This window comes from Micromonospora tulbaghiae (genome assembly GCF_900091605.1).
Lineage (GTDB): Bacteria > Actinomycetota > Actinomycetes > Mycobacteriales > Micromonosporaceae > Micromonospora > Micromonospora tulbaghiae.
Window position 1 is genome coordinate 685446 of the sequence record NZ_FMCQ01000002.1, and the last position, 16653, is coordinate 702098.

The following is a 16653-nucleotide window of genomic DNA, read 5'->3' on the forward strand; positions in this document are numbered from 1 at the left end:
GGTCGCGTCGGGCTCAGGGGCGGTCGCGCCGCTCGTAGCCCCGCTCGCGGCGCTCGCCGGGCCCGTCGCCGTCGCGGTCCCGGCGTACCGTCGCCTTGCGCCCCTTGATGGTGGTGCCCCGCAGCCCGGCGATGATCTCGTCGGCCACCGCCTGCGGCACCTCGACCAGGGAGAACCGGTCGGCGATCTCGATCGAGCCGATGTCCCGGCCGTTGATCCGGGTCTCCCCGGTGATCGCGCCCACCAGGTCCTGCGGCCGCACCCCGGCCCGCCGGCCCAGCCCGATGAAGACCTGGGTGGTGCCGCCGGTGCGCGGCCGCCCCGGGCCCCGCCGCTCGCCCCGCCCGCCGGTCTCCGGCCGGCCCTCGCGCGGGCCCCGGACCGGAACCTGCGGGATCTCCTCCTCGTCGTCCGAGCCCGGCGACGTCGCCTCGTGCGCCAGCTTCACCGCCGCCAGCGCCACCTCGACGAGGTCGAACTCGTCGGTCAGCGACTCCACGATCACCCGGTACGGGTCGAGGTCGTCCTCCAGCAGGCTCTCCCGCAGCGCGGCCTGGGTCAGCTCCAGCCGCCGGGTCCGCATGTCCGCCACCGTCGGGATCTTGTCGATGGCGATCCGCTGCCCGGTGACCCGCTCGATGGTCTTGAGCATCCGGTGCTCACGGGGCTCGGCGAGCGTGATCGCCACGCCCTCCCGCCCGGCCCGGCCGACCCGGCCGATGCGGTGGACGTACGACTCCGGGGCGGACGGGACGTCGTAGTTGACCACGTGGGTGAGCTGCTCGACGTCCAGCCCCCGGGCGGCCACGTCAGTGGCGACCAGCAGGTCGGCCGTGCCGGAGCGCAGCCGGCCCATCACCCGGTCCCGCTGCTCCTGGCTCATCCCGCCGTGCAGCGCCTCGGCCCGGTAGCCCCGGCCGTTCATCGTCTCGGTGAGCCGGTCCACCTCCTCACGGCTGCGGCAGAACACGATCGCCGCGGTGGGCGACTCGACGTCCAGCACCCGGCCCAGCGCGGCCGGCTTGTGCCCCCGGGCCACGATGTACGCGCTCTGCCGCACCCGGGGCGCCTCCCCGGCGACCGGCCGCTCCCGCTCGATCCGGATGCGGACCGGGTCGGTCAGGTGCTGCCGGGCCAGCCCGTCGATGCGGGCCGGCATGGTGGCCGAGAACAGCACCGTCTGCCGGCCGGCCGGGGCGTGCTCCAGGATCGCCTCGATGTCCTCGGCGAAGCCCATGTCGAGCATCTCGTCCGCCTCGTCCAGCACCACGGTGCTCAGCGCGCCGAGCCGCAGCGTGCCGCGGGCGATGTGGTCCAGCGCCCGGCCCGGCGTCGCCACCACCACATCCACCCCGTGGTCGAGCGCGCGCAGCTGCCGGCCGATCGGCTGACCGCCGTAGATCGGCAGCACCCGGGCGCCCAGGTCCTTGCCGTAGCGGTGGAACGCCTCGGAGACCTGCACGGCCAGCTCACGGGTCGGCACCAGCACCAGCGACACCGGGTCGCCGTCCGGCCGGCCCACCGGCATCCGCTGCAACAGCGGCAGGGCGAACGCGGCGGTCTTGCCCGTACCGGTCGCCGCCTGTCCCAGCAGATCCTGCCCGGCCAGCAGCGGAGGGATCGCCTCCCGCTGGATCGGGGTGGGTTCCTCGTAGCCGAGCGCGGCAAGCGCGCCCAGCAACTCGGTGCGCAGCCCGAGATCCGCGAAGGCGGCGGTGTCCTCGGCGTCGTCGGAAATGGCGGGGTCGGTCGGGGTCGGTGCGGCGCTCATCCGACAAGTTTTTCATCACCGCCTACCGGCGGTCGCGGCGACCGGGGTAAACGTTCGCCGCGCCACGCCGTGCCGTCCCCTCCGGGTGATCCGGCGCAGCCCCGTGCCCCCGCCGGATCACCGGGACAGGACGGCCAGCAGCGTGGTGAGACCCACCCCGACGTCGAACACCGCGCACCACAGCGCGTACCCGCGCGGCACCACCGTGCCGGTGCGGTGGTGCCAGGCGTCCCAGGCCGCGTGGACGAGCCAGCCCACCCCGACGAGCACCCCGGCGACGTCGGCGGACGCGGTCATCGCCACGACCGCCAGGCCGCCCCACACGGCCGCCCCGGCGAGCTGCGCGGCCAGCACGCGCCGGTCGCCCCACTGCCGCCGCCAGGTGCCGATCAGCAGGTAGCCGGCGGGCAGGACCAGTAGCGTCCACGGCGCGAAGACGGCAGGCGCGAACCACATGTCCACGGTCATGAGCAGCCCCAGCCCGGCCGGCCACCCCCGCGCCACGGCCGCCGCGACCGGGTGCCGGCGCGGCGGCGCCGCGGCCGTGTGCCGGTGCCGCAGCGCCACCAGCAGCATCGCCGGCACCATCAGCAGGTGACCGCCGAGCAGCAGCGTGTCGTCCCCGACCCACCCGGCCCACCAGGGCGGGAGCAGCAGCAGGAACGGCACGTACATGGCCGCCGACATCTCCGCGGTGGCGGCCCGGCCGTCCCCCCGGTACCACATCCACGCGGCCATGCCCGCCGCCATGTCCGTCGCCATCACCAGCGCGCCCACGTCCGGCCGCGCCAGCACCGCCGTGCCGTCCAGCAGGCTCCCGCCCACCTGCCACAGCGGCCCGAGCAGCACCATCCCGGCCACCATCGCCACCACCATCCCGGCCAGGTGCCGGGTCCGCGCCCACCCGGCCCACCGCCGGGGTACGACCACAGTCATGTCCGTCATGCCCTGACCCTGCCGCCGCCCGGCGCACCGGAGAAGGCGCGTCCGTCACCGGGAAACCGTGCGGATCGCACGGTCCGGCCGTGACATCTCCCGGGGGTGGGCGAGCCGGCGCACGCCCTAGGATCGGCGGGCATGACAGTCGATTCCGCTGACCACCGGCTGCGCCGGGCCCGGCGGGTCACCCTGCTGTCGCTGGCCACGAACGTGTGGACCACTGTGCTGCTGCCCGTCGTCGGCCTGGCCCGTGAACCCGACCCGGTACGCGTCGTGCTCGGCGCCGCCGGGCTGCTCGCGTTCACCGTCGCCCAGATCGCGGTGCTGCACGCGGCGGTCACGCCGTGGCTGCCCGTACCGGCCCGCCGCCGCCGGAACGCCGCGTTGATCGTGGCGGCGCTGCTCAGCCTGCCGCTGCTCGGCCCGGTCGCAGCCGGATCCTGGCCCACCTGGGCGTGGCTCGGGGCGTCCCTGGTCGGCATGACGCCGCTGCTGTTCCGGCCCGTCGTCGCGGCGGTGGCGGCGGCCGGCGTACTCGCGGTGTCCGCCGCCGTCACCTGGTCGACAGTTGGGCCGGTGCCCGCGGCGCTGCTGGTCACCGGCGTCGTGGGCGCCGGGATCGCCGCGCTCACCTGGGTGCAGGTCTGGTTCTGGGACCTGCTCGTCGAGGCCCGGCAGGGGCAGGCCGCCCAGGCGCGGCTCGCCGCGGCCGAGGAACGGTTGCGCTTCGCCCGGGACGTACACGATCTGCTCGGCCACGACCTCACAGTGATCGCGCTCAAGGCCGAGCTGGCGGAGCGGCTGGCGCCGCGCGACGCCGCCCGGGCCGCCCGGGAGGCGGCGGAGGCCCGGCGGCTGGCCGGCTCGGCGCTGACCCGGGTACGGGCGGCGGTGCACGGCTACCGCGCCGTCGACCTGGCCGAGCAGGCCGCCGCGGTGGGGGAGGTGCTGCGCTCCAGTGGGGTACGCACGACAGTGGTCCCGCCGGCCGGTGAGGTGCCCGCGCCGATCGCCGCCGACCTGGCCGCCGTGCTGCGCGAGGCCGGGACGAACGTGCTGCGGCACAGCCGGGCAGGCTGGTGCCGGATCGAGATCACCCGGACCGACGGCGTGGTGACGCTGACCGTACGCAACGACGGCGTCCGCGACGACGGCGGACCGGACCGGCTCAGCGGTGGCCTGCGCGGCCTGGCCGACCGGCTCGCACCGGCCGGCGGCCGGGTTCGGACGCACGTCGCCGGCGGCGTGTTCAACCTGGTGGCCACAGTGCCGGTGACGCCGTGATCCGAGTGCTGCTGGCCGACGACGAGGAGCTGATCCGGCTCGCCCTCGCCGCGCTGCTCGACCTGGAACCGGACATCGAGGTCGTCGCGCACGCCCACGACGGGCGCAGCGCCCTGGACGCGGCGCTGGCCCACCGCCCGGACGTCGCCGTGCTCGACCTGGAGATGCCGCCGCCCGGCGGCGTCGAGGTCGCCGCCGAGCTGACCCGGGCGCTGCCCGGCTGCGCCCCGGTGATCCTCACCGGACACGGCCGGCCCGCTCAGCTCCGGCCGGCGCTCACCGCCGGGGTACGCGGGTTCCTCGCCAAGGGCGCCCCCGGCGGCGCGCTGGCCGACGTGATCCGCCGGGTGCACTCCGGCGCCCGCTACGTCGATCCCGCACTCGCGGCCGAGGCGCTCACGCTGCCGGAGTGCCCGCTCACGCCGCGTGAGCTGGAGACGCTGCGGCTGGCCGAGCTGGGCACCCCGGTCGCGGTGATCGCCCGGCGGACCCATCTGGCGGCCGGAACGGTCCGCAACCACCTGAGCGCCTGTGTGCAGAAGCTCGGCGCCGCCGACCGGGCGGAGGCGGTGCGGCGGGCGCGCGAGGCCGGCTGGCTCTGACGTAGGGGGCGTCGCGGGCGGCTGACGCCGACTAGCCTGATCACGTGCGGACGGTCGAACTGCTCTGCTCGCCCGAGCTGGAAGCGGCGGTTCGCGCTGCCTGGGACCGGCTCGCCGCCGCCGGGCTGCCCAGCCTGGCCCGCAACACGCACCCGACGAACCGGCCGCACCTGACGCTCGCCTCGGTCGAGGAGTTCCCGCCCGGCGCCGAGCAGCGCCTGGCCGATCTCTGCGACGCGGCGCTGCCGCTGCCGGTGCGGCTGGGCCGGGTGGCGGTGCTCGACGGCAGCGCGCCGCTGGTGTGGCTGGTCCGGCCGACACCGCAGCTCGTCGCGCTGCACGGCGCGGTCTGGGACGTGCTCGCCGAGGCGTCCGGCGGGCACTCGTGGCACCTGCCCGGCCGGTGGGTGCCGCACCTGAGCCTGGCGTTGCGGTTCGGCGCGGCGGACCGGCGCCGCGCCCGGGCGGTCGCCGCGGCGCACCCGCCGGCCGGGTCGTTCGTGGCGGCGCGCAGCTACGACGGAGACACCCGCACGGTCAGCGAGCTGAGCACCGCCTGCCCGCGTTCCGGCGGCTGAGCGTGGCGCCGTACCTGGCACTGGTGCAGGAGGACGACTGGTCCCTGGCGGCCCGGTACAAGGTTTTGATCCACGTCGAGCAGCGGTTGATCGCTGTGGTGGTAGCTGGTGACGCCGCTGTCTCCACCCGATTCTGGGTGTGCGTGGCGCCGGAGGGTCTGGTGGCCGGAAGTGGCTGGCTCGGCTGCTGGAGCATCGGCGCCCGGAGAGCGGTAACGGCGGAGTCTCTCAGGCGGATGCTCGAAGAACTCGAGATGGAAGTGGCGCGTGCGGAGCGCACCGGCCTGACCGGCGCGTTTCTCGATGATCACATTTTCATCGAGGGGTGGGATACGTGGGGAGGCGGCGTTCCCGCACCGATAGCCGAGGTTGTGCCTGCCGAAGCGGTGGCGGGTGCGGTGAGCTGCCGGTCGAGCGATGATCTCGTAGCGAGGCTGTTCAGTGGTGAACGGCGAATAGTCGTGTCTGACTGAGAGCGTCGGACCGGCGCTGTCGGTCTTGGGTGATCCGGTGGCAGACGGATCTGACACCGGATGATTGATCTTGTCTCTTGTGCTGGCAGCCGAAGCGCTGCGGCCCTCGCCCGCCGTGTGGGGCGAGGGCCGCAACCGCTGCGGGTTCCTGCGGATCAGCGGTGGAAGCGCAGGTAGTCGAACTCGGCCGTCACCGCCGGTGCCGCGCCGCCGTGCGCCACCAGCCCGATCCGGGGCGTCGTGCCCGCCGGGAAGGTCCACACCGCGCCCCACGTCCAGTGCTTGCCGTCGCGGCTGGACCCGGCCCGGAACTCGTGCTCGCCGTCGACCGGGTCGATCCGGTGGGCCAGCCGCAGCCAGGTGGTGGTGCCGGGGGTTCCGACGATGCTGCCGCCGTACACGGGCTGACCGGCGAAGGGCAGCTCGTAGCCGTACTCCACCTGCCGGGTGTTCCAGATCGCCACCTGGGTCAGCCGGGCGAACCGGTCGTCGTCGACGTACGCGACCAGGCCCGCCTGCTGGTAGTTGCGCACGCTGTCCTCGCCCAGGTCCAGCGTCACCTTCGTCTCGGCGACGTAGTTCCCGGCCGGCGCGTCGCGCAGCAGCACCCCGGCGGTGTTGCCGGTGCCGGACAGGTCGGCGTCCTGCACCGGCCAGCGCAGCGCGCCGCCGGACACGGTGGCGGCCGGGTCCTGACGTACCCACTGCCAGGCCGGGTCGAGCCCGCCGGTGAACTCGTCGCTGAAGCCGCGCAGCACCGGGCCGACGCGCGGGTCGGGGACGGCGTGCCGCACCGACCGGTGGAGCCGGGCGGCGCTGACGTTGTCGAACTCGGCCGGACCGCCCTCGGCACGCACGGAGAGGTCACCCGCCGCGGGGCGGGACAGGCGCAGCGACACCCGGGCGACCGGGTCGCCGAGGCGGGACGGGCTGAGCGTGGCGACGAGCTGCCGCCCGCGTACCTCGATCGCGAGGTTGTGCCGGTCGCGCAGGTCGAGGCCGGCGGGCAGCGCCGTGGTCGCCGCGCCGGCGGTCAGCCGGCCGCGCCCGACGCGGACGTCCACGCCGCCCAGCCGCAGCCCGGCGGTGGCCGCGCCGGTCAGCCGCAGGTCGGTCTCCACCCGCAGGTCACCGCCGATCCGGGTACGCGAGGTGAGCGTGCCGCTGCCGGTCAGCACCCCGCCGGCGGCCTGCCAGCGGCCGTGCTCGGCCCGCCAGCCGCGCAGGTCGGCGGTGGCGAAACGGGCGTCGACCGGGCCGGTGGTGACGGGCGCGGGCCGGGCGGTGTCGGAGGGGCCGGCGCCCGCGTTCACTGTGGGCCACCCGTCGATCCAGTCGAGGCGGTCCAGCAGCATCGGCCGCTCGTTGACGCCGAACGGCTCGTCCAGGTACGGGTCGGCGCGGTCGATCGCGTGGTAGACGATCCAGTCCTGCCCGGACAGGTCGGTGAGGACCGCGTTGTGCCCGGTGCCGATCCAGCGGTTGCCGTTCTGGGTGAGCACGGGCGTGCCGCCGGCCCGGGACACGTCGAGGCGCTGCCCGTCGCGGTCGGTGAACGGGCCGCGCGGGTCACGGGACCGGCCGACCTGGACGGAGTAGCCGGTGGCCGGCCCGGCGCAGCAGTTCGCGGTGGAGGCGAACAGGTAGTACCAGCCGTCGCGGCGCAGCACGTATCCGCCCTCGAACTTGTTGTCGACCGCGACCGGCGTCGAGGTGCCGACGGCGCGCAGCCCGTCCGGGGACAGCTCGGTGACCGAGATGCCGCCGTAGTAGCTGCCGTAGTAGAGCCAGTGGCGGCCGTCGGCGCCGGTGAGCTGGCTCGGGTCGATCGTCCACAGGTAACCGCCGCCGGCACCCGGGCGCGGCGCGACCACAGGCGTGTCGGCGAACGTCCACGGGCCCGCCGGGCTCGGCGCTGTGGCCACGCCCACGGCGGTGTCGAACGTGTCGTCGGAGACGGTGGTGTCGGTGACCGTCACGTACATCACCCACCGGCCCGCCACCCGCCGCACGTCGGGCGCCCAGAACGCGGCGCCGGGAGCGGCGTAGGCGGGCCGCTGGTCCGGGGCGAACGCGTCGCCGGCGTATACCCAGTCGACCAGGTCGGCGGAGCGGGCGATCGGCACCCGGTGTGTGCGCCCCTCGCCCTCGCGCAGCGGGTCGGAGGTGCCGAAGGCGTACCAGAGTCCGTCGTCGCCGCGCACCACTACCGGGTCGGCGAAGGTGTCGGCGAACCCGGCGGAGACCGGGTTGCGGTAGCGGTCGGGCCCGGCGGCGGACGCGGGGGCCGCGCCGGCGAGCAGAAGCGTGAGTACGGCGGCGAGCGCGCCACCGCGGCGGAGGTGTCCCATCGGGCCTGCCTCGGAGTAGACGGAGGTCACTGCGGTGCCCCCGTTTCTACAACGTTGGAGACGGCTGTGTAAAGAACTGGGGCACCGTTCGGCGCGGCCCGAACCGTGCCCGTGCCAGCATGGGCCGATGACCACTGGCGCCGACGGCCGCGGACTCGCCGGGTTCGCCGCGCTGCTCGCCGACCCCACCCGGGCCGGCTTCTGCCTCGCCCTGCTCGACGGCCGCGCCTGGACCGCCGGGGAACTGGCCCGCGCCGCCGGGGTCGCCGCGTCCACCGCGAGCGACCACCTCACCCGGCTGGTGGCCGGCGGCCTGCTCGTCGAGGAGCGGCAGGGCCGTCACCGGTACGTCCGCCTCGCCGACCCGGGCGTCGCCCAGCTCGTCGAGGACCTGGCCGCGCGGGCGCCCGCCCCGGCCACCCCGCCCCGCACGTTGCGCGCCGCGTCGGCCGGCGCCGCCCTCGCGTACGCCCGCACCTGCTACGACCACCTGGCCGGGCGGCTCGGCGTGCTGCTGTACGACGCCCTGCTCGACCGTGGTGTGCTCGACCGCTCCGGCGGCCTGGCGCTGACCGGCAACGGCGTGACCTGGCTGGCCGGTCTCGGCGTACCGGTCGAACCGCTGCGCGCGACGCGGCGGCCGCTCGTCCGCGACTGCCTGGACTGGACCGAGCGGCGCCCGCACCTGGCCGGCGCGGTCGGGGCGGCACTGTGCGGGCGCTTCCTCGACCTCGGCTGGACGACGCGGGGGACCGGACGGGCGGTACGGCTCACCCCGTCCGGCCGGGACGCGCTGGCCGAGGCGCTCGCGCTCGACCCGGCGCTGCTGGCCCCGCCCGCATCCCGCGACAGCGGCCCGGCGCGCGCCTGATCCGCCCGCGGCACCGGTCCCGCCCGCGCCTGACCGCCGGTGTGCCCGGCCGGATCGTTCGGTCCGGACCGAACTGTCAGCGCCCTACGGTCGGGCGATGGATTCACCGACGATCACGGCTGCTCCGGGCACACCGCCCTGCGGGCCGCCGACCTCGGGCGACGGCGGCTGGGTGGTCACCCGGTACGCGGACGTCGTCTCCGTCCTGACCGATCCCCGCTGCGTGGTGCCGCCCGCCGAGGAGGGGCCGGAGGGCAGCCTGGCGTGGCTGCGTGCCTCGGTGAGCCGGTTCAGTCCGCCGGACCGGCATCCCGCGCGGCGAGCCGTCGGGGTGGCGGCGCTCGACGCGCTCGACCCACGGGAACTGCGCCTCGCCGCCGAACGGCTGACCGAGCGGATCCTCGACCGCGCCGCGACCGGGGAGAACGGCGGTGGCCGGGTGGACGTGACCGGTGACCTGGCTCGGCGGGTACCCCTCGTGGTGCTGGCGGAACGGCTCGGCCTGGCCGACCCGGCGGCGGCCGTCGCGGAGGTGACGGCGGTGGCCGCCGCCTACCACCCGGGCGCCGATCCGGCGGCGGTGCGGCGGGCGGACCGGGCGGTGGCGGCGCTGCTGGTCATGTCGCCGCCCGCTCCGGCCGAGGTCACCGCGAACCGGCTCGGGCTGCTGGTGCAGGCCGCCGACGCCACCGCCGGGCTGATCGTGGCCGCCGTCCGGCACGGGCTCGCCGCGCCGGACGGGCTCGGGACCGACGCGCTGCTCGCCGAGGTGCTGCGCCTCGACCCGCCGGTGCGGGTCACCCGCCGGGTCGCCGCCGACGCGCTGAGCCTGGACGGCCGGCTGGTGCGCGCGGGGGAGCTGCTGCTGCTCCGGTTCGACGCGGCCAACCGCGACCCGGCGGCCTTCCCGGAGCCGGACCGTTTCCGCGCCGGCCGGGCGCGTGCCGCGCTGACCTTCGGCGCCGGTCCCCGCGGCTGCCCCGGACAGCGGCACGCGCTCGCCCTGGCCGCCGGTGTGGTCGGCGTGCTGCGCCGCCGCTGCCGTCCCGCCGCCCCGATCCCTGACGTCCCGACGACCCGACTCGAGGTGACCCGGTGATGACCGACAGGTACCGCGCATTCCGTGAGCTGCACCGGCCCGGCGAACCGCTGCTGCTGCCGAACGCCTGGGACCACGCCTCCGCCGCGGCGCTCGCCACCAGGGGCCACCCGGCGATCGGCACCACCAGCCTGGGCGTGGCGGCGGCCACCGGCCGGCCGGACGCGGTCCGCGCCACCCGCGCCGAGACGCTGGAGCTGGCGTACCGGCTGCGGGACCTGCCGGCGCTGCTGACGGTGGACGTCGAGGACGGCTTCCACGACGACCCGGCGGAGGTCGCCGGGTTCGTGGGCGAACTGGCCGCGCTCGGCGTGGTCGGCGTGAACCTGGAGGACGGCCGCCCGGACGGGCGCCTGGCCCCGGCGGAGCACGTGGCCGCCGTGATCGCGGCCGTCCGCGCCGCCGTACCGCAGGTCTTCGTCAACGCCCGCACCGACGCCTGGTGGCTGGGCGTGCCGTCGCCGCTGGACGAGGCGCGGCGGCGGGCGGCGCTGTTCCGGGCCGCCGGCGCCGACGGCCTGTTCGTTCCGGGCGCGCCCGACGACCTGGTCGGCGTGCTGGCCGGCGAGGCGGGGTTGCCGCTGAACGTGCTGTACCGGCCGGGCGGCCCGGACCTGGCCGCCCTCGGGCGGCTCGGGGTGAGCCGGGTCAGCACCGGCTCGCTGCTGTTCCGGGCGGCCCTCGGCGCGGCGCTGCACCTGGCCGACGCGGTCGCCGCCGGGCGCGAGGCGGGCCTGCCGGCACCACCCGGGTACGAGGAGGTGCAGGCGCTGGCGCAACCGTCCGCCACCTGATCGGGCACTTCGGGGGAGATGGGACGATCGTCGCCCTCTCGGCTCATTACGGTGTGTGCAGGCCCAATCACGCCGTGTCCTGATCGAGAGGGGACGGAGACCATGCGAGTGCCCAGCCGCAGCCCAGGTCGCCAGCCCGGTCCCGCCGTCACGTCTGCCGCTCCCGCCCGGCGGGTGCCCGCCGGCGGCCGGCGTGCCGACACCGCGCCGGACCTGTCCGCGTACCGGGCGGCGGTGGCGGAACTCCTGGTCGAGGTGGGCGCGCTCGCCGACGCGCCGTCCACCACCGCCCGCCAGGTGCTGCTCGACCAGCGGCTGCGCGAACCGGCCATCGCCGCCGTCCTCGACGCCACCCCGCAGGGCCTGATCGGCGCCCGGGAGACGCTGCTGCTGGAGATGGCCCGCTACCAGCCCAACGCGCGCAGCTCGGCGCAGGATCTCACCGCGCTGGTCCGGATCTACCTGCTCTCCCGCATCGACGTGCTCTGGTGGCGGGACAGCGCGACGTTCCTCACCGACGACCAGGTCCGCGTCAGCACCGAACTGGTCGACCTGGAATGGCTGCGCCGCCGCGGCCTGCTGGAGTTCCGCTACCAGGAACAGCCCGGCACGGTGGTGGGACGCGGGCTGCGGGCGGTCCGGCGGCGGCTGCGCCCGGACGCCACCCCGCGCACCGCCGGGCTGCTGTTCCGCCGGGCCCGCCGCGAGATGATCGCCCTCCTCAACGACCTGGCCCGGGAGTTCACGGCCGTCGCGCCGGACGGCACGCCGCCGCTGTGGGTGACCAGCCTGGCCCGCAGCGCCGAGCACCAGTACCGGCTACGCCGCCTCGGGTACGCCGCGATGGTGCCCAGCGGGCACTGCCTCGGCTGGGCCGCCGACGTCGAACTGGAGTGGTACGACCGTTTCGGCGCCCGCCCGGCGCTCGCCGGACTGCTGCTGGCCCGCCAGGACGCCGGTGAGGTGAACGTGGTCGACGAGGGACAGGCCTGGCACGTGTGCCTCGCCCCGGCCGCCCGCCGCCGGTACCGGCGGGCGTACGAGGCCGAGATGGGGGTGTGACCCGGTGTGCGGCATCGCGCTGAGCATCGGCCCCGACGCGGACCCGGCCACGTTCCGGCGGATGCTCGCCGCGCTCGCGCCGCGCGGTGAGGTCACCGAGACCCGGCAGGAACACGGCCTCCTCGCCGGCGTGCGGCGACTGAGGATCGTGGACCGGGAACGGTCCGTCCAGCCGTGGATGTCGCCGGACGAGCGGCACCTGCTCTGCTTCAACGGCGAGATCTTCAACCACCACGAGCTACGCGCCGAGCTGACCCGGCTGGGGCACCCGTTCCGCACCACGGGCGACACCGAGGTGGTGCTCACCGCGTTCCGCCAGTGGGGCGAGAACGCGGTACGCCGGCTGCGCGGCGAGTACGCGTTCGTGATCGTCGAGCGGGACACCGGCCGGGCGTACCTGGCCCGCGACCCGCTCGGGGTCAAGCCGCTGTACTGGTCCCGCCTGCCCGGCTGCCTGCACCTCGCCTCCGAGGTCAAGGCGCTGGTCGGGCACGGTGCGCCGATCGGCGAGGTGGCGCCCGGCTACCACGGCTGGGTCGAACCCGGCCACCCGGTCCGGCTGGGCCCGCACGTCGACCTGCTCACCCTCGGCGACGGCCTGCCGGTGATCGACGACCCGGACGAGGCCGCCCTGCTGGTCCGCGTCGCGCTCACCGACGCGATGCGCGCCCGGCTGGACACCGACCTCACCGTCGGCGTGGTGCTCTCCGGTGGCCTGGACAGCTCGCTGGCGCTGCTGCACGCCCGGGAACTGCATCCCGACTGCGTGGCGGTCACCATCGGCGTGCCGGAGAGCCCGGACGTCGCGTACGCCCGGCGGCTCGCCGCCGACCTCGGCGTACCGCACGAGGTGATCGAGCTGCGCCCGCGCGACATCCGGCTCGCCGACGTCCGCGAGGCGATCCGGATCTCCGAGCTGACCGAGTACGGCGACATCATCAACGCGGTCGTCTCGGTGCCGATCTTCCGGCGGCTGCGCGAGCTGGGCGTACGCGTGGTGCTCACCGGCGACGGCTCGGACGAGCTGTTCGGCGGGTACCCGATGTACCACCGCGTCGGGCCGGCGCGGTCCCGCCGCCTGTTCCTTCACAAGATCCGCAACCTGTGCCGGACCGAGCTGCAACGGGTGGACCGGGCCAGCATGGCGCACGGCGTGGAGGCCCGGGTGCCGTTCCTCGACCTCAGCGTCGTCGAGCTGGCCATGCGGCTGCCGCTGGGCGTGAAACTGCGCGACGGGCAGGAGAAGTGGATCGTCCGGCGGGCCTTCGCGGACCTGCTGCCGGAGTACGTGCGGCAGCGGCCGAAGAACCCGATGTCGTACTCGTCGGGGCTGCACGAGCGGGCCCGCCTCTACAAGCCGCTGTTCGCCCGGCTGCACCGCTCCTTCGGCTACGACCTGCTCGAACCGGTGCGCCGGGACTTCGACAGCGTGCTCACCCGTTGCGGCAACGACCTCGACCGGGCCATCGCGGAAGGCATGGCCCGGCCCGACTACACGGTGCTCGAACACGCCCGGGACCTGGTCGGCGCGGCCCGCTGGAACGCCGCCCCGATGGTCCGCCGGCTGGTCAACCCGCGCCGCATCCGCGGCGACGAGGCGCCCCTGCCCGGGTGAGCCAGGTCAGCGCCGCAGGTCGACGTCGGCGGCCGTGCCGGAGACCGGGTCGACGCAGTGGACCGTCGGGCCCGGACGCAACCGGGCGTCCGAGGCGTACCGCCGGGCCAGCTCCCGCTCGGCGGCGGCGTCGCCGCGGTCGGCGGCCACCAGCAGCGCGGCGACCTCGTCGACGAGCGTGAGGTCGGCCCCGGTCAGGTCCTCGGTCATCGCCCCGAAACCGTCCCAGAGCAGCACCTCGTCCTTGTGCCGGTGGGCCAGCTCCAGCAGCACGTAGTCGTGGACGAGCCAGTCGCCCCGGATCGGCAGCGACGGGTCCACGCCGTAGGTGTCCGGGTCGATCCGGCCCGCCCGGTACGCCAGCCACACCCGGGCCGCCGACTCGAAGTGCCCCGCCTCCGGGTCGATGTCGTAGCCGTCGAACGGCCGGTCGCCGGCCGGGTCCAGCTCCGGATCGGACCAGACCCAGCGCTCGCCGTTCCACCACTCCGCGAGCACGTGGTCGTGGTGCCAGCCGGGCACGAAGTAGCTCACGAACCCGATCCGGCTGCGTGCCGGGATCCCGTGCTGACGCAGCGCCGCGACGGTGAGCAGCGTGTGGTCCCGGCAGCAGCCGGCGACCCGCTCGGCGGCCGGGCGCTCGGCCGTCAGCGGCAGCGGGAACCGGGACTGGTCGGCGTCGAGGATGCGGTCCATCCAGCGCAGGTTCACCTCGGCCCGGCGGACGTCCGTCAGCTCCACGCCACCGGCGCGGTAGTGGACGATCACGTTGCGGGCGGTCGCCGCGACGGTGGGCAGGTCGGCGGGCACGGCGTCGAGCAGCGCCGCGTGGTGGCGGGGATCGCTGTACGGGGAGTGGTTCCGGTAGTCGTGGATGTCCATCCGGCCATTGTCGGCGCGGGATGCGGCAGACCGGTGCCCGGTCCGCGCTCAATTTCACGGCACCCGAATGCCAGGTCCGATCACCGCCAGCGCCGCGGTCCGGGTCGCGTCAGGCTGGGACCGTGACGACCACCCGTACCGCATTCCGGATCCGCCCGCTGCCCGCCGAGACGCTCGCCGAGCTGCGCCGCACCGGCCGCGACGCCACCGGGCAGCCGCCCGAGCACCGGCGCGCCACCGGCGGCGAACCGCTGCGCTGCTGCCTGCGCGACGCCCGGCCGGACGAGGCGCTGCTGCTGTTCGGATACGCCCCGCCGCTGCCGCCGGGCCCGTACCGCGAGGTGGGGCCGGTGTTCGCGCACGACACCGGCTGCGCCGGCCCGGACGACGTGACGGCGTACCCGTCCCGGTGGCGCGGACGGGAGCAGGTGCTGCGCGCGTACGACAGCCGGGGCCGCATCGTGGGCGGACGGCGACACGACGGCGGTGACCCGGAGGCGGTGATCGCGGAGTTGTTCGCCGACCCGGCGGTGGACCTGCTGCACAGCCGCAACGTCGTGTACGGCTGCTGGATGTTCGCTGTCGTGCGGAGCTGACCGGGTCCCGGATGGACATCGGCGGACGCCTCTTCTAGCGTCGCTGTCATGCGGAGGACCCTCATCGCCGGCGGGCTCGCGCTGCTCCTGCTCGGCACGGCCTGCGGGGAGAGCAGCCGGTCCGACCCGCCGGCCGTCGCCGGCTCGCCGACCGCCTCCCGGCAGGACGCGGGGCAGGTCGAGCGGACCCTGGCCAGCCTCCGCAAGATCGACGATCTGCCGATGTACGAGATGACGTACGACGGCGACTACGACCCGACCGCCGGACTGGCCGGGTCGACGCCGCCGAGCCCGTTCGGCTGCTCGCTGTTCGCCGCGCTCGCCGACCGCGACCGTCCGCTGTTCGCCCGCAACTTCGACTGGCAGCCGAACCCCGCGCTGGTGCTGCGCACCGACCCGCCGGACGGGTACGCCTCGATCTCCCTCGTGGACATCTCGTACCTGGGCGTGTCCGCCGACCCGACGGGGGACCGGCGGCTGCTGGACGCGCCGCTGCTGCCGTTCGACGGCATGAACGAGCGGGGTCTCGCGGTCGGGCTGGCCGCCGACGACGGGGCACGCGCCGAGCCGGTTCCCGGACGGCCGAAGGTGGGTTCGGTACGCATCCTGCGCCTGGTGCTCGACTCGGCCGCCACCGTGGACGAGGCGGTCGCCGTGTTCCGGCGCTACAACCTCGACTTCGACGGCGGGCCGCCGCTGCACTACCTGCTGGCCGACGCCACCGGCGCGTCCGTTGTGGTGGAGTTCGTCGACGGGAAGCTCACGGTGGACCGGCGACAGGGCCCGTGGCAGGCACTGACGAACGTGCCGGCCGTGGGCGTGCCGGACCGGGAACTGCGCCAGGACCACAGGTACGGGGTGCTGGCGAAGGAACTGGACCGCACCGGTGGGGTGGTCGACGCGGCCGGGGCGCTGCGGCTGCTCAACGCGGTACGCCAGTCGCACACCCGCTGGTCGGTGACGTACGGGCTGCGCAGCGGCGAGGTGCGGGTGGTGACCGCCGGTGGCGGCACGCGCGACTACCGCCTGCCGATGAGCGACTGACCACGACCGCGGTGACGCCGCACCGCGTCAGACGATCGGCTGCCGGTACCTTGCGGCGAGCCTGGGCAGGTCCGGCTCGCCGAACCGCTCGACGAGCGCCGCGAACCGGTCGACCTTGTCCGCGCCGAAGCGCCGTACGGCCACCGCGTAGGAGGCGGCGGAGACGAACGACGGTGGCGTGGTCTTGCTGTGGAACTTGTCGGCGTACATCACGAGGTGTTCCTCGGCGGTGACGGCCGTGTAGTCGGCGGCCGGGATCGGCAGCCCTTGCCGGCGGACGTCCGCCCGGGTGATCCCGACGCCGGTGTGACGGGAGCAGAACCGGGCGATCACCTCGGACAGCCCCGCCTCCCGCGCCAGCGCGTGGCCCAGCACGCCGTGCCGCACGTAGCTCCGCTCGTCGATCCGCCCGTCCGCGTCGTAGAGGCGGTAGACCCCGATGTCGTGCAGCAGGCTGCCGGCCCGCACGACGGCGACGTCCGCGTCCACGCCGCTGCGGTCGAGCAGTTGTTCGGCGATGTCGCACACGATCCGGCAGTGCGTCCAGACGAGGCGCAACGCCTCGCGGGACGGCGCGAGCCGTTCGTGCAGAGCCCGGATCAGGGTGTCGCTCGGCACCGCCGTCCGGTCGTCGATCGTCACTGGACGTGTCCGTTCGCGTGCCGTGACCGCACCGGGCCCGGCGCCCCCGG

The 16653-nt window shown here is 75.4% G+C and carries 16 protein-coding genes; 11 read left to right on the forward strand and 5 right to left on the reverse strand.

Features of this window, described 5'->3' with window-relative positions; translation table 11 throughout:
* Positions 1-13 precede the first annotated feature (13 nt).
* The gene (locus tag GA0070562_RS08150) at positions 14-1771 is read right to left on the reverse strand and encodes a DEAD/DEAH box helicase (protein WP_091417905.1); all 1758 of its coding nucleotides are present in this window, start codon (positions 1769-1771) and stop codon (positions 14-16) included.
* A gap of 117 nt (positions 1772-1888) precedes the next feature.
* Positions 1889-2716, reverse strand: a complete 828-nt coding sequence (locus tag GA0070562_RS08155; RefSeq protein ID WP_091417908.1) for a hypothetical protein — start codon at positions 2714-2716, stop codon at positions 1889-1891.
* 132 nt (positions 2717-2848) lie between these two features.
* Here GA0070562_RS08155 and GA0070562_RS08160 point away from each other — a divergent pair, with 132 nt between their 5' ends.
* From GA0070562_RS08160 to GA0070562_RS08175, 4 genes are read left to right on the forward strand one after another with little or no spacing between them, the layout of a single operon-like run.
* A complete protein-coding gene (locus tag GA0070562_RS08160; protein ID WP_091417911.1) occupies positions 2849-3994 on the forward strand; it encodes a sensor histidine kinase in 1146 nt (381 codons plus the stop codon).
* Entirely contained in the window at positions 3991-4596 is a 606-nt protein-coding gene (locus tag GA0070562_RS08165; RefSeq protein ID WP_091417915.1) for a response regulator transcription factor, read from the forward strand. The genes GA0070562_RS08160 and GA0070562_RS08165 overlap by 4 nt, the downstream gene beginning before the upstream one ends.
* A gap of 44 nt (positions 4597-4640) precedes the next feature.
* A complete protein-coding gene (locus GA0070562_RS08170; protein ID WP_091417918.1) occupies positions 4641-5174 on the forward strand; it encodes a 2'-5' RNA ligase family protein in 534 nt (177 codons plus the stop codon).
* A 23-nt stretch (positions 5175-5197) separates the two neighbouring features.
* Entirely contained in the window at positions 5198-5647 is a 450-nt protein-coding gene (locus GA0070562_RS08175) for a hypothetical protein (protein ID WP_217493416.1), read from the forward strand.
* A gap of 155 nt (positions 5648-5802) precedes the next feature.
* Here GA0070562_RS08175 and GA0070562_RS08180 read toward each other — a convergent pair whose 3' ends face one another.
* Complete coding sequence (locus GA0070562_RS08180; protein ID WP_091418481.1) at positions 5803-7998, reverse strand: glycoside hydrolase family 43 protein; 2196 nt, start codon at positions 7996-7998, stop codon at positions 5803-5805.
* Between the two features lie 127 nt (positions 7999-8125).
* Between GA0070562_RS08180 and GA0070562_RS08185 the strand changes: the two genes are divergently transcribed.
* The 5 genes from GA0070562_RS08185 (at position 8126) to GA0070562_RS08205 (ending at position 13439) form a co-directional block, all read left to right on the forward strand.
* Entirely contained in the window at positions 8126-8869 is a 744-nt protein-coding gene (locus GA0070562_RS08185; RefSeq protein ID WP_091417927.1) for an ArsR/SmtB family transcription factor, read from the forward strand.
* A gap of 97 nt (positions 8870-8966) precedes the next feature.
* Positions 8967-9968: a cytochrome P450 gene (locus tag GA0070562_RS08190; protein ID WP_254663756.1), complete on the forward strand. Its 1002-nt coding sequence runs from the start codon at positions 8967-8969 to the stop codon at positions 9966-9968.
* The gene (locus GA0070562_RS08195; protein WP_091417934.1) at positions 9968-10762 is read left to right on the forward strand and encodes an isocitrate lyase/PEP mutase family protein; all 795 of its coding nucleotides are present in this window, start codon (positions 9968-9970) and stop codon (positions 10760-10762) included. The genes GA0070562_RS08190 and GA0070562_RS08195 overlap by 1 nt, the downstream gene beginning before the upstream one ends.
* Positions 10763-10864: 102 nt before the next feature.
* Positions 10865-11824: a hypothetical protein gene (locus GA0070562_RS08200; protein ID WP_091417938.1), complete on the forward strand. Its 960-nt coding sequence runs from the start codon at positions 10865-10867 to the stop codon at positions 11822-11824.
* 4 nt (positions 11825-11828) lie between these two features.
* Complete coding sequence (locus GA0070562_RS08205; RefSeq protein ID WP_091417942.1) at positions 11829-13439, forward strand: asparagine synthetase B family protein; 1611 nt, start codon at positions 11829-11831, stop codon at positions 13437-13439.
* Between the two features lie 6 nt (positions 13440-13445).
* Here the strand turns inward: GA0070562_RS08205 and GA0070562_RS08210 are convergent, their stop codons facing one another.
* On the reverse strand, positions 13446-14321 hold the full coding sequence (locus GA0070562_RS08210; protein WP_091417946.1) for a transglutaminase domain-containing protein: 876 nt from the start codon (positions 14319-14321) through the stop codon (positions 13446-13448).
* A 122-nt stretch (positions 14322-14443) separates the two neighbouring features.
* On the opposite strand from GA0070562_RS08210, the gene GA0070562_RS08215 reads away from it, so the two are divergent.
* Complete coding sequence (locus GA0070562_RS08215; protein WP_091417949.1) at positions 14444-14917, forward strand: DUF1203 domain-containing protein; 474 nt, start codon at positions 14444-14446, stop codon at positions 14915-14917.
* Positions 14918-14965: 48 nt separating this feature from the next.
* The gene (locus GA0070562_RS08220) at positions 14966-15961 is read left to right on the forward strand and encodes a linear amide C-N hydrolase (RefSeq protein ID WP_091417954.1); all 996 of its coding nucleotides are present in this window, start codon (positions 14966-14968) and stop codon (positions 15959-15961) included.
* 27 nt (positions 15962-15988) lie between these two features.
* Here GA0070562_RS08220 and GA0070562_RS08225 read toward each other — a convergent pair whose 3' ends face one another.
* Positions 15989-16603, reverse strand: a complete 615-nt coding sequence (locus GA0070562_RS08225; protein WP_091417957.1) for an HD domain-containing protein — start codon at positions 16601-16603, stop codon at positions 15989-15991.
* Between the last annotated feature and the right edge of the window lie 50 nt (positions 16604-16653).

Excerpts from the sequence above, each read along its gene's own strand:
- GA0070562_RS08180 (WP_091418481.1), bottom strand. The coding sequence starts at position 7,998 with ATGGGACACCTCCGCCGCGGTGGCGCGCTCGCCGCCGTACTCACGCTT.
- GA0070562_RS08160 (WP_091417911.1), top strand. The coding sequence starts at position 2,849 with ATGACAGTCGATTCCGCTGACCACCGGCTGCGCCGGGCCCGGCGGGTC.
- GA0070562_RS08210 (WP_091417946.1), bottom strand. The coding sequence starts at position 14,321 with ATGGACATCCACGACTACCGGAACCACTCCCCGTACAGCGATCCCCGC.
- GA0070562_RS08195 (WP_091417934.1), top strand. The coding sequence starts at position 9,968 with ATGACCGACAGGTACCGCGCATTCCGTGAGCTGCACCGGCCCGGCGAA.
- GA0070562_RS08190 (WP_254663756.1), top strand. The coding sequence starts at position 8,967 with ATGGATTCACCGACGATCACGGCTGCTCCGGGCACACCGCCCTGCGGG.
- GA0070562_RS08155 (WP_091417908.1), bottom strand. The coding sequence starts at position 2,716 with ATGACGGACATGACTGTGGTCGTACCCCGGCGGTGGGCCGGGTGGGCG.
- GA0070562_RS08200 (WP_091417938.1), top strand. The coding sequence starts at position 10,865 with ATGCGAGTGCCCAGCCGCAGCCCAGGTCGCCAGCCCGGTCCCGCCGTC.
- GA0070562_RS08185 (WP_091417927.1), top strand. The coding sequence starts at position 8,126 with ATGACCACTGGCGCCGACGGCCGCGGACTCGCCGGGTTCGCCGCGCTG.
- GA0070562_RS08220 (WP_091417954.1), top strand. The coding sequence starts at position 14,966 with ATGCGGAGGACCCTCATCGCCGGCGGGCTCGCGCTGCTCCTGCTCGGC.
- GA0070562_RS08150 (WP_091417905.1), bottom strand. The coding sequence starts at position 1,771 with ATGAGCGCCGCACCGACCCCGACCGACCCCGCCATTTCCGACGACGCC.